The sequence below is a fragment of the Chromatiaceae bacterium genome (assembly GCA_016714645.1).
Classification (GTDB): Bacteria; Pseudomonadota; Gammaproteobacteria; order Chromatiales; family Chromatiaceae; genus M0108.
Genome location: JADKCI010000004.1, coordinates 722258 through 734725 on the forward strand (window position 1 = coordinate 722258; position 12468 = coordinate 734725).

The 12468-nt window shown below is 66.8% G+C and carries 10 protein-coding genes; all 10 read left to right on the forward strand.

The genetic code is table 11. The annotated features are described in order from the left end of the window. Positions 1 to 247 precede the first annotated feature (247 nt). The 10 genes from bchF to IPN92_15200 are packed head-to-tail and all read left to right on the forward strand — an operon-like array spanning position 248 to position 12449. Entirely contained in the window at positions 248 to 763 is a 516-nt protein-coding gene (bchF, locus tag IPN92_15155; GenBank protein MBK8639536.1) for a 2-vinyl bacteriochlorophyllide hydratase, read from the forward strand. Between the two features lie 17 nt (positions 764 to 780). Beyond that, positions 781 to 2049, forward strand: a complete 1269-nt coding sequence (locus IPN92_15160) for a ferredoxin:protochlorophyllide reductase (ATP-dependent) subunit N (protein ID MBK8639537.1) — start codon at positions 781 to 783, stop codon at positions 2047 to 2049. Positions 2050 to 2053: 4 nt separating this feature from the next. Then, positions 2054 to 3700 carry a ferredoxin:protochlorophyllide reductase (ATP-dependent) subunit B gene (locus tag IPN92_15165; GenBank protein MBK8639538.1) on the forward strand — a complete coding sequence of 549 codons (1647 nt, stop codon included), beginning with the start codon at positions 2054 to 2056 and terminating at the stop codon, positions 3698 to 3700. Then, the gene (locus tag IPN92_15170; GenBank protein ID MBK8639539.1) at positions 3675 to 7412 is read left to right on the forward strand and encodes a magnesium chelatase subunit H; all 3738 of its coding nucleotides are present in this window, start codon (positions 3675 to 3677) and stop codon (positions 7410 to 7412) included. Before IPN92_15165 ends, IPN92_15170 begins: the two co-directional genes overlap by 26 nt. Next, complete coding sequence (locus IPN92_15175) at positions 7412 to 8320, forward strand: ferredoxin:protochlorophyllide reductase (ATP-dependent) iron-sulfur ATP-binding protein (GenBank protein MBK8639540.1); 909 nt, start codon at positions 7412 to 7414, stop codon at positions 8318 to 8320. Before IPN92_15170 ends, IPN92_15175 begins: the two co-directional genes overlap by 1 nt. Then, the gene (locus tag IPN92_15180; protein MBK8639541.1) at positions 8320 to 9021 is read left to right on the forward strand and encodes a magnesium protoporphyrin IX methyltransferase; all 702 of its coding nucleotides are present in this window, start codon (positions 8320 to 8322) and stop codon (positions 9019 to 9021) included. Before IPN92_15175 ends, IPN92_15180 begins: the two co-directional genes overlap by 1 nt. Further along, a complete protein-coding gene (locus tag IPN92_15185; GenBank protein ID MBK8639542.1) occupies positions 9018 to 10451 on the forward strand; it encodes a BCD family MFS transporter in 1434 nt (477 codons plus the stop codon). Before IPN92_15180 ends, IPN92_15185 begins: the two co-directional genes overlap by 4 nt. A gap of 24 nt (positions 10452 to 10475) precedes the next feature. Beyond that, positions 10476 to 11279, forward strand: a complete 804-nt coding sequence (gene puhA / locus IPN92_15190; GenBank protein ID MBK8639543.1) for a photosynthetic reaction center subunit H — start codon at positions 10476 to 10478, stop codon at positions 11277 to 11279. A gap of 8 nt (positions 11280 to 11287) precedes the next feature. Next, positions 11288 to 11959: a PH domain-containing protein gene (locus tag IPN92_15195; GenBank protein ID MBK8639544.1), complete on the forward strand. Its 672-nt coding sequence runs from the start codon at positions 11288 to 11290 to the stop codon at positions 11957 to 11959. Positions 11960 to 11987: 28 nt separating this feature from the next. After that, positions 11988 to 12449 (forward strand): phosphonoacetaldehyde hydrolase, encoded by a 462-nt coding sequence (locus tag IPN92_15200; GenBank protein MBK8639545.1) that lies wholly within the window; start codon positions 11988 to 11990, stop codon positions 12447 to 12449. Positions 12450 to 12468: the final 19 nt, after the last annotated feature.

Below are 12468 nucleotides of genomic sequence, written 5' to 3' on the forward strand. Positions count from 1 at the left end.
ACACCTGCCAGTGTCAACCAAAGTTTACACCCCCGGTCCGGAGCGGGACTCCTGATCCGGTCGGGGTCTCGGCGGGTGGCTGATCACCGCAGGTGACTGGTACCCGAATAGAGTACCTCGTCGGCGGCATTAGCGGCTGGTCCGAGCCCATCTCAATTCTTCCTTGACGTAAACTTAGGTTGACACTTGCCCCCCGAGGGGGCTAGATTTTACCGGCAAGCATTGGCTGCGCACGGCGGGTTTCGCTATGGGTCACTCTCAGTCTCGGAATTCCTTGCCTCGGCCGCTGTATTCACCCGAGGAGCGTCGCAGACGTGACGCATCAACCTGGACGATTGTCCAGGGCATTCTTGCGCCCGTGCAATTTCTGGTCTTCCTGGTCAGCCTCATCCTGGTGTTGCGTTACCTGGCGACGGGGGCGGGCGAGGCGGCGGCAACCGTATCCATCGTCGTTAAGACCCTGTTCCTGTATGCCATCATGATCACGGGGTCCATTTGGGAGAAGGTTGTCTTCGGGCGTTACCTCTTTGCCCGATCCTTCTTCTGGGAAGATGTTTTCAGCATGTTGGTCCTCGCCTTGCACACCGGCTACCTGGTGGCTCTGATCGGTGGCTATCTGGACGTGCGGGCCCTGATGTTGCTGGCCCTGGCCGCCTATGCCGCCTACCTTATCAATGCCACCCAGTTCCTTCTCAAGTTGCGCGCAGCCCGACTTTCGCAACCCGCCCCAGGGGTCGTGGGCATGGTCGGGGCGGCCGAGTGACCTTGGCGGTCGCCGCCATGGCTAGCGACGTCCCCGCGCCTTGCCGGGATGAGGCGACTTCCCCTGTCAGCAGCCAGCGGCAGGCTTTTTGTGGCCTGGCGGGTATCGTCTGGCTCCACCGCAAGATGCAGGATGCCTTTTTCCTGGTCGTTGGCTCACGAACCTGCGCCCACATGCTGCAGTCCGCGGCGGGTGTCATGATCTTCGCGTCCCCGCGTTTCGCCACGGCGATCCTGGAGGAGCGTGACCTCGCCGGGCTCGCCGACGTCCATGTCGAACTGGACCGCCTGGTCGAACGGTTACTGGAGCGCCGCCCGGACATCGCCACCCTCTTCCTGGTGGGCTCCTGCCCGTCGGAGGTCCTCAAGCTCGATCTGGGCAAGGCGGCGGAGCGGCTGACTAAGGCCCATCCGGGGCGCTTGCGCGTCCTGGCCTATTCGGGCAGTGGGCTCGAGACCAGCTTCACCCAGGGCGAGGATACCTGTCTGGAGGCCATGGTGGGCGACTTGCCCAGCCGGCCCGCGGGCGAGCCCGGTCTTCTGGTGGTGGGCACCCTCGCCGACGTGGTCGAGGACCAGTTTTCCCGCCTGTTCGAGGCGCTGGGCATGGGGCCCGTGCACTTCTTTCCGCCGCGCCTCTCGTCCCAGCTTCCCCCACTCGGTAGCGGGACCCAGGTGCTGCTTGCCCAGCCCTTTCTGGGTCGGACGGCGCGCGCCCTGGAGGCCCGGGGCGCCAGGGTGCTGGAGGCGCCCTATCCGATCGGGATCGAGGGGACCCGTCTCTGGCTGGGCGTTGCGGCCCGGGCCTGGGGGGTGGCGGAGGGGCGCCTCGCCGAGATTCTGGAGCGGCCGGTGGCGCGGGCCGAGCAGGCCCTGGCCCACTACGCCCCCGCACTGGCTGGTAAGCGGATCGCCTTCTTCCCCGATTCCCAACTGGAGATCCCGATAGCCCGCTTTCTTCAGCGGGAATGTGGCATGGAACTCCTGGAGGTCGGCGTGCCCTATCTGGACCGCCGCCTGATGGCTGCCGAAGTCGCCCTCCTGCCCGAGGGGACCCAACTGCTGGAAGGGGCGGATGTGGACCAGCAACTTGAGCGGGTGCGGGCGGAGCGACCCGACCTCACGGTGTGCGGCCTGGGCCTCGCCAACCCGCTGGAGGCGGAGGGTCTCGCCACCAAGTGGTCGATTGAACTGGTCTTCTCGCCGATCCAGGGTTTCGAGCAGGCGGCGGACCTCGCCGAACTTTTCGCCCGCCCCCTCATCCGCCGCGAGCGGCTGAAGGTTTAGGCCCATGCAACTCGCCCTCTGGACCTACGAAGCCCCGACGCATGTCGGCGCACTACGGATCGCCACCTCCATGGAGGGGGTGCATTGCGTGCTGCACGCCCCCTTGGGCGACAGCTACGCGGACCTGCTCTTCACCATGGTGGAGCGCCGGGCCCAACGCCCACCGGTCTCTTACACCAGCTTCCAGCAACGGGACCTGGGGCGGAGCACCGCCGATCTGGTCAAGGATACCGTGCGCTCCGCCTACGAGCGCTTTCGCCCCGAGGTCCTGCTGGTGAGCGAGTCCTGCACGGCGGAACTCCTGCAGGATCAGGCCGGTACCCTGGCCCGGACCCTGGGTCTGCCGGTGCCCGTCCTGCCCTTGGACCTGCCCTCCTGGTCGCGCAAGGAGACCTGGGGGGCGAGCGAGACCTTCCTGCGTCTGGTGCGCGCGCTCCTGAAGCCCCGGGCGCCCGCCCCGGGCGCCGAGCGGCCGCGCCGCGAGGCGGGGCGGCGTCCCCGCGCTAACCTGCTAGGCGCCACCGCGCTGGGTTTCCGCTGCCGCGACGATCTGGTGGAGGTCACCCGGTTGCTGGAGCGGGTGGGCGTCGATGTCCATGTCATCGCCCCGCTGGGCGCCCGGCCCCGGGACCTGCTGCGCATCCCGGAGGCGGACTTCAACATCTGTCTCTATCCCGAGGTGGCGGAGACGACCTGCGCCTGGCTGGAGCGCCTCTTCAGCCAACCCTGGGTGCGGACGGTGCCCATTGGCGTGGGGGCCACGCGCGATTTCCTGGCGGAGATCGGCCGGGTCGCCGGCATCGATGTGAGCGCGGCGCTCAACGGGCCCCCGTCACGGCTGCCCTGGTATAGCCACTCGGTGGATGCGACCTATCTCACCGGCAAGCGGGTCTTCATCTTCGCCGATGCCACCCATGCCATCGCCGCGGCCCGCATCGTCGCCGAGGAGTTGGGCATGAGCGTCGTGGGCCTGGGGACCTATCTGCGCGAGCAGGCCCGCCCGGTGCGCGCGGCTGCCGAGGCCTATGGGATCGAGGCCCTGATCAGCGACGATTACCTGGAGGTCGAGGCCCGGATCAGCGAGTCGCAGCCGGAGCTGGTCCTGGGCACCCAGATGGAACGGCACGTCGCCAAGCGCCTGGGGATTCCCTGCGCCGTCATCTCGGCCCCGGCGCACGTCCAGGACTTTCCCGCCCGTTACGCGCCGCAGATGGGCTTCGCGGGGGCGGATGTCATCTTCGACACCTGGGTGCATCCCCTCATGATGGGGCTCGAAGAGCATCTGATCACCATGTTTCGGGGGGATTTCGAGTTTCGGGAGGGCGCCGCCCCCTCGCATCTGGGATCGTCCCCGACCCCGACCCCGACCCCGACCCCGACCCCGACCCCGACCCCGACCCCGACCCCGACCCCGACCCCGACCGCGGAGCTTGAAGGCCCCGCGCCTCCGGCGGTCGATCCGCGACCGGGCGCGCAAATGCCGGAGTCCGGTCCCGTCTGGGATGCCCAGGCCGAGCAGGAACTCAAGAAGATTCCCTTTTTCGTCCGCGGCAAAGCCCGCCGCAATACCGAACGCTTCGCCCGGGAGCGTGGCCTTGCTACCATCAGTATGGAGACCCTCTACGATGCCAAAGCCTATTTTGGCCGCTAAAAAGGGCCACGCGTCCTTGGACACCACCCCGGTTCGCGTGGTGATGTTGTCCCTGGACAGCCACCTCGCGAGTACGATCGAGCGCGCCCAGGCAGATCTGAGGACAGTCCTGCCTGGCTTGTCCATCAGCATGCATGCCGCCACCGACTGGAACGAGGACCCCGAGTCCCTGGTGCGCTGCCTGGCGGACATCAGCCGGGGCGATATCATCATGGTCACCATGCTGGTCATGGAGGAACACATCCTGCCGGTCTTGCCCACCCTCCAGGCCCGCCGTGATGCCTGCGACGCCATGGTGGTCTGCATGTCCGCCGCCGAGATGATGCGCCTCACCCGGATGGGCGGCTTTCGCATGGACGGCACCGGTGGCGGTCCCATGGCCCTTCTAAGGCGGCTGCGGGGCAAGTCCAAACCCAACGAGAACAAGAACGCTGGCGCCCAGCAGATGTCCATGCTGCGCCGTATCCCCAAGCTGCTGCGCTTCATCCCGGGCACGGCCCAGGACGTCCGCGCCTATTTCCTGACCCTGCAATACTGGTTGGCGGGTTCCGACGAGAATGTGGCCGCCCTGGTGACCTTCCTGATCGACCGCTACGCCGAGGGCCCGCGGCGCGGCTTGCGCGGCTTATTCAAGGTGCCGCCCCCCGTGGAGTATGCCGAGGTCGGCCTCTATCATCCGCGCCTTAGGGGCCGGGTCGGCGAGGATCTGGCCCGAGTGCCGATGCCGGCGCGTCCCGCCCGGGGCCGGGTGGGCCTTCTGCTGATGCGATCCTATGTCCTGGCGGGTAACACGGCCCATTACGACAGTGTGATCGAGGCCCTGGAGGGGCGCGGCCTGCAGGTCGTTCCCGCCTTCGCCAGCGGGCTCGATGCCCGACCCGCCATCGAGCGCTTCTTCATCCGTAATGGTAAGGCCCTGGTGGACGCCGTGGTCTCGCTCACCGGCTTTTCCCTGGTCGGGGGGCCCGCCTATAACGACAACCATGCCGCCCAGGAGGTCCTCGCCGGACTGGATGTGCCCTACATCACGGCCCTGGCAGTGGAATTCCAGACCCTGGAGCAGTGGCAGACCTCCGCTCAGGGGCTGATGCCGGTCGAGGCGACCATGATGGTCGCCATCCCCGAACTCGACGGCGCCACCGGGCCCCTCGTCTTCGGTGGCCGCTCCAACGCCGCCCTCCCCGAGCGGGCGCGGGACATGCAACCCCAGACCGAGCGCATCGAAGTCCTGGCGGAGCGGGTGGAACGGCTGGTCCGGTTGCGCCACACGCCGCGCTCCCAGCGCAAGATCGCCATGGTGCTGTTCAACTTCCCCCCCAACGCCGGCAATACGGGCACCGCCGCCTATCTCTCCGTCTTTGCCTCCCTCTTCAATACGCTGACGGAGTTGCGCGATGCCGGTTATGGAGTGGAGGTGCCGGAATCCGTGGACGTGCTGCGGGAGTCCATCATCAACGGCAACGCGGCGCGCTATGGTGCCCATGCCAATGTTCATGCCAGGGTGCGAACCGACGACCATGTGCGGCGCGAGACCTGGCTCAAGGAGATCGAGAAGCAGTGGGGCCCCGCCCCGGGCCGCCAGCAGACCGATGGCGCCTCCCTCTTCGTCTTGGGCCAGTCCTTTGGCAACGTCTTCGTCGGCGTCCAGCCGGCCTTCGGCTACGAAGGCGATCCCATGCGCCTCCAGTTCGAGAAAGGCTTCACCCCGACCCATGCCTTCTCCGCCTTTTACCGCTGGATCAGCGAGGAATTTGGCGCCCACGCCGTGCTGCACTTCGGCACCCATGGCGCCCTGGAGTTCATGCCCGGCAAGCAGGCAGGGCTCTGCGGGACCTGTTGGCCGGACCGTCTTATCGGGGCCCTGCCGAATTTTTACCTCTATGCCTCCAATAACCCCTCGGAGGGCATGATCGCCAAGCGCCGTTCCGCGGCGACCCTGGTCAGTTATCTGACCCCCCCCATCGCCCATGCGGGGCTCTATCGCGGTCTCATCGACCTCAAGGTGTCCCTGGAGCGCTTTCGGGGCCTGGCCCCGGAGAACCAGGACGAGCGCGGCCAACTCGCGGAGTTGATCCAAGCCCAGGCCGCGGAGATGGATTTGACCGCCGCCGAGCCCGCCTGGGGGCGGGAGGCCGAAGACTGCGTGGCCCGGCTCGCGGCGACGGTACTGGAACTCGAGTACACCCTGATTCCCCATGGGCTGCACGTGGTCGGCAAGCCGCCCTCGGCGGATCAGCGCGCCGATATGTTGCTGGCGGTGGCGGAGGCGTCACATGACGTGCGTCCCGCCAAGCCCGCTATCGCGGCCCTGGTCGCCGGCCAGACGCCGGAGGCGGTCCTGGCCCTGGCGGGGCTGGCGCCCGAGGAGGCGAATCTCACCCTGTTCCGGGAGTTGGCGAACACCGATCGCCTCCTCGCCAAGGACACCGAGCTGCCGGGGATTGTCCATGCCCTGGATGGCTGCTATGTCCGCCCGGCCCCCGGCGGCGATCTGCTCCGTACCCCGGACATCCTGCCCACCGGGCGCAACCTCCATGGCTTCGATCCCTTCCGCCTGCCCAGCGCCTTCGCGGTGCGTGATGGCGACGCCCAGGCGGCGCGCCTGCTGGAACGGCACCTGGCCGAGGGCAATAAGTTCCCGGAATCCATTGCCCTGGTGCTCTGGGGCACGGACAACCTCAAGACCGAGGGCGGACCCATCGCCCAGGCCCTGGCCCTCATGGGTACGCGGCCCCGTTTTGATAGCTATGGCCGCCTCGCCGGAGCCAGCCTCATTCCCCTCGAAGAGCTGGGACGCCCCCGGGTCGATGTGGTCATGACCCTGTCGGGCATTTTCCGCGACCTTCTGCCACTGCAAACCCGCATGTTAGCGGAGGCCGCCTATCTGGCCGCCGTCGCGGAGGAGCCCGAGGAGCGCAATTTCGTCCGCAAGCATGCCCTGGCCTACCAGGCGGCCAAGGGCTGCGACCTCGAAACCGCCGCCCTGCGGGTCTTCAGCAACGCGGATGGCGCCTATGGGGCCAACGTCAACTACCTGGTGGACAGCAGTCGTTGGGGCGAGGAGGACGAGCTGGCCGAGACCTATACCCGCCGCAAGTGCTTTGCCTTTGGGCGGACGGGCAAGCTGATGCGCCAGCCCGAACTGCTGTGCAGCGTGCTGTCCGATGTGCAACTCGCCTACCAGAATCTGGATTCCGTTGAACTCGGCGTCACCACCATCGACCACTATTTCGATACCCTGGGCGGCATCAGTCGCGCCGTGAGCCGCTCCAAGGGCGGCGACATCCCCGTCTATATTGGCGACCAGACCCGGGGTAACGGCGTGGTCCGCACCCTGGCCGAGCAGGTGGCCGTGGAGACCCGCACCCGCATGCTCAATCCCAAGTGGTACGAGGGCATGCTGGAGCATGGCTACGAGGGGGTGCGTCAGATCGAGGTCCACATCACCAACACCATGGGCTGGTCGGCCACGACGGGGCAGGTCGCCCCCTGGGTCTATCAACGCCTGACCGAGACCTATGTCCTAGACGCCGAGATGCGCGAGCGTCTGGCCGCTCTCAACCCCACGGCATCCGCCAAGGTCGCCAGCCGGCTCATCGAGGCCCATGAGCGCCGTTACTGGACGCCGGACCCAGCCACCCTGGAGGCCCTGCGCCGGGCGGGTGAGGAGTTAGAGGATCGGCTTGAGGGCGTCCTGGAGGCGGCGGCGTGATCGGCAGCGCCTCCCGGTTCCCGACCTGCCAGTCCGGCACCCCCTGTCCCGATGAGCTGGGGGTCGTGGACTTTGATTTCGATTGCACCGACGATGTTGGCGCCGCCAAGGTCTTCGCCGTCTATGGCAAGGGTGGCATTGGCAAAAGCACCACCTCCTCCAATCTGTCGGTGGCCTTTTCCAAGCTCGGCAAGCGGGTCCTGCAGATCGGCTGCGACCCCAAGCATGACTCTACATTTACCCTGACCAAGCGTCTCGTGCCCACGGTGATCGATGTCCTGGAGTCCGTGAACTTCCACCCGGAGGAGCTGAGGCCCGAGGATTACGTCTACGCTGGCTACAACGGCGTTATGTGCGTCGAGGCCGGTGGTCCGCCCGCGGGCACGGGTTGCGGCGGCTATGTGGTCGGACAGACGGTCAAGCTCCTCAAGCAGCACTCGCTCCTGGAGGATACGGACGTGGTGATCTTCGACGTCCTCGGGGATGTGGTCTGCGGGGGGTTCGCGACCCCCCTCCAGCATGCCGAGCGCGCCATCATCGTCACCGCCAACGACTTCGATTCCATCTTCGCCATGAATCGCATCGCCAGCGCCATCCTCGCCAAGTCCCGGGATTACCGGGTTCGGCTGGCGGGCGTGGTGGCTAACCGCAGTGCCGCCACGGACGAGATCGATCGGTTCAATGATGCGGTGGGCCTGCGGCGGTTGGCCCATTTCCCGGATCTGGACGTCATCCGGCGCAGCCGGCTCAAGAAGTCCACCCTCTTCGAGATGGACCCGACCCCGGAGGTGGAGTCCGCCCAGGCCGAGTACCTCCGGCTGGCCGAGATCCTGTGGGCCGGCACCGAGCCCCTGGACGTGGCGCCCATGCGCGACCGCGATATCTTTGACTTCCTGGGGTTTGACTGATGGCGGATAGCGGCTACCAACAACGGCGGGGTCAAATTGAGACCTACTTCAACCGCACTGCGGCGGAGGCCTGGTCGCGGCTGACCTCCGATGCCCCCGTCAGCCGTATCCGCGCCACGGTGCGCGCCGGCCGGGATCGGATGCGGGACTTGCTATTGAACTGGCTGCCAGAGGACCTGTCCGGCAAGCGCCTGCTCGACGCGGGCTGCGGGACCGGCGCCCTGGCCGTCGAGGCGGCGCGGCGCGGCGCCCAGGTCGTGGCTATTGATGTGGCGCCGACCCTCATCGAACTGGCGCGCGAGCGCATCCCCCTGGACCTGGCGCCAGGGGCGGTGGAATTCCGGGTGGGGGACATGCTGGATCCCGCCCTGGGCGAATTCGACCACGTGGTCGCCATGGATTCCCTGATCCATTACCACACCCAGGATGTCCTGGCCGTGTTGAGCGGCATCGGGTTGCGTACCCGGGGGTCCATCCTCTTTACCTTCGCGCCCAAGACCCCCAGCCTGACCCTGATGCACGCGGTTGGGCGCTTCTTCCCGCGCGGTGACCGGGCCCCGGCCATCGAGCCGGTCGGAGAGGCGGACCTCCAGCGCCGCATCGCGGCGGAACCGGTATTTGCCGGCTGGCGCCTGGGTCGCTGCGAACGCGTCGTCAGCGGCTTTTATACCTCCCAAGCCCTGGAACTGGCGCGCCGATGAGGGCCCAGACCCACGATCTGATCCAGACCTGGATGCGGCTCGGTCCCCGGCTGCTGCCCTTTGCGGACGCCGCCACGGCGGAGTTGCCCCTGCGCCGGCTGCTGCGGCTCGCCCTCTTCCAGGTCTCCGTGGGCATGGCCGTGGTCCTGCTCACCGGCACCCTCAACCGGGTGGCCGTCGTGGAACTCGGGGTCCCGGCCTGGTTGGTCTCGATCATGGTCTCCTTGCCCCTCCTCTTTGCCCCCTTCAGGGCCTTGGTGGGCTATCGCTCCGATACCCACAGATCCGCCCTGGGCTGGCGCCGGGTACCTTACATCTGGTTGGGCACCATGCTCCAGTTTGGTGGCCTGGCCATCATGCCCTTCGCCTTGCTGATCCTGTCCGGCGACAGCCATGGCCCGGCATTCCTGGGGCCCCTCGGGGCCGGGCTCGCCTTTCTGCTGGTGGGGGCCGGATTGCACATCACCCAGACGGCGGGTCTGGCCCTGGCGACGGACCTGGCGCCGGCCGAATCCCGACCCCGGGTGGTGGCGCTCCTCTATGTGATGCTGTTGCTGGGCATGGTGGGCAGTGCCACGGTCTTTGGGCTGTTACTGGATGATTTCAGCCAATTGCGGCTCATCCAAATCATCCAGGGCGCCGCGGCGCTGACGATGATGCTCAACCTCGTGGCCCTCTGGAAGCAGGAGGCCCGCGAGCCCGGTCGTACCCGGGGGCTGGCCAGGGGCCAGGATTTTGGCCAGGTCTGGCGGGACTATGTGCAGGGGGGGCGCACGAGGCGGATGTTGGTGGCCCTGGGCCTGGGTACCGCTGGCTTCAGCATGCAGGACATTCTCCTGGAGCCCTACGGCGGCCAGATTTTGGGGCTGACGGTCGGGGCCACCACCGCGCTCACCGCCCTGCTCGCCGGCGGGACGCTCCTGGCTTTTGCCCTGGCCGCCAGACACCTGGGCCGGGGGGGGGACCCCTATCGCCTGTCCGCCATCGGCGCCCTCATCGGTGTTGTCGCTTTTACCCTGGTGATCTTCGCCGCGCCCCTGGCCTCCGCGCTGCTCTTTCGCACCGGCGCCTTCCTTATCGGTTTCGGTGGCGGTCTCTTCGCGGTGGGCACCTTGACCGCGGCTATGGATCAGGCGGCGGAGGGCTATCACGGCCTCGCTCTGGGAGCCTGGGGCGCCGTGCAGGCCACCGCCGCTGGCCTTGCCATCGCATTGGGCGGCGTGCTCCGCGACCTGGTCGCGGGATTCGCCGAGCAGGGGCTGCTGGGTGTCGCGCTTAACAGCCCGGCAACCGGCTATGGCGTAGTCTATCATTTGGAAATTGGACTGCTTTTCGCGACCCTGGTCGCAATTGGACCGCTCGTGGGCACCCGCCAGCGGCCCGTGACATCGATGTCAGCGCGTTTCGGCCTAGCCGATTTTCCCGGCTAGTAACTTGCAACTGGAGGAACCCTCATGTACACCGGCGCTTTAACCAGCCATCTTGACGTTGCCCAGATCGTCTTGTACGCCTTCTGGCTCTTTTTCGCGGGGCTTATCATCTATCTTCGCCGCGAGGATAAGCGGGAAGGCTATCCTCTGGAGTCGGACCGCTCCCAGATCAAGGTCGTTGGCTTCCCGTCCATGCCCGAGCCCAAGACCTTCCTCCTGCCCCATGGTGGTGGTATCCGTACGGCGCCGAGACAAGAAGCCCGCGAGATCGTCAACGCTACTCCGGTCGAGCCCTGGCCCGGCGCGCCCCTGCAGCCCAATGGCGATCCCATGCTGGCTGCCGTGGGCCCTGGTGCCTCCCCGGATCGCGCCGATGTGCCGGATCTGACCCTCGAAGGCATGCCCAAGATTATCCCGATGCGGGTGGCGCAGGAGTTCTCGGTCGCTCCGCGGGACGTGGACCCGCGCGGCCTGCCCGTTGTGGGCGCCGATGGCGAGGTGGGTGGCATCGTCAAGGATATCTGGGTCGATCTCTCGGAGCCTCAGATCCGCTACCTCGAGGTGACGCTGGCCGCCGCCGAGGAAGATGCCCTGGCGAACGAACAGCCCGCCCTGATCCAGGAGGTGCTGCTACCCATGAACTTCGTGCGGGTAAACCGTAAGGAGCGTCAGATCAAGGTCGCCTCCATCTTGGGCCGGCACTTTGCCCATGTGCCCCGCTTGTCCAACCCAGAGCAGATTACGCTGCGCGAGGAAGACAAGATCTGCGCCTATTATGCGGGAGGTACCCTCTACGCCAAGGCCGAGCGCTCCGAGCCCCTGTTTTGAACCCGGCCGTGAACGAGTACGACCAAGAGCCGATTCCTGGTCTGCCGGAGATCCCTCCCGAAGGGGAGAGGATCCTCTGGCAGGGCGCGCCAGGCTGGATGGGCCTGGCGCGACGCGCCTTCCATGTGCGTAAGGTGGTCATCTATTTTGCGGTGATCTTCGTCTGGTTTCTGGCTACCAAGCTCCTGGCGGGGGAATCCCTGGTCCAGGGGGTGGTGCTGGGAAGCTGGCTGCTGGCCCTGGCCTTGGTGGCGATCGGACTACTGCTGCTGCTGGCCTGGGCCAATAGTCGCGCCACCCTCTACACCCTGACCAACCGGCGCGTGGTCATGCGCTTTGGGGTTGCCGTATCCATGACCATTAACATTCCCTTCACCCAGATCGGGTCCGCTGGGTTGCGCCGGTATGAGGATGGGACGGGGGACATCACCCTATCCCTGGCCGGGCGGCAGCGTGTCTCCTACCTGGTGCTCTGGCCGCATGTGCGGCCCTGGCGCTTTGGCCAGGTAGAGCCCATGTTACGGGTGGTACCGGATGCCGCCCGCGTGGCCGATATCCTCTCGGGTGCCTTGAAAGCCTTGACGACCCCTGGGGCCGAGGTGGCCCCGGTGGCCAGCCCCATCAAGGGAGGAGGGGCCGACCCTTCGGCACCGGATCTGTCCGCGGTAACTTCCGCATGAAACCTTTTTGGAGACGGAGCATGGCGGCGTGAGTGAATCCCTGAACCAACAGCCCTTTCCCCGTGGTGCCCTGATCGGCGCGGCGGCCCTGATTGGCTTTTCCCTCTTGGCGGTCACCCTGGCCCGGCTTGTTGGATTGGAAAGGGGCGGGGAGCCCCTGGCCCCCGTCGTTGAATCCCGGGAACTGCGCTTCGCGGACCGTGGAGATGGCGCGGTTCTGGTTTATGAGGGTCAGGGCGACGAGGTCGTGGACCTGGTGCCACCCGGCAGCGGCGGCTTTGTGCGGGGTGTGCTCCGCGCCCTGGCGAGGGAACGTCGCAGTCATGGGGATCAGGAGGCAGCCGTGCCTTTTCGGCTTAGCCGGCTCGCCGATGGTCGAGTCACCCTGGAAGACCTCTCGACGGGGCGACTCATCGATCTCAGGGCCTTCGGACCCACCAACGAAGAGGCCTTTACACGGCTATTGGATGACGGGGAACCTGCCCCATGAGGTCTGCCGCTCCCCTTGG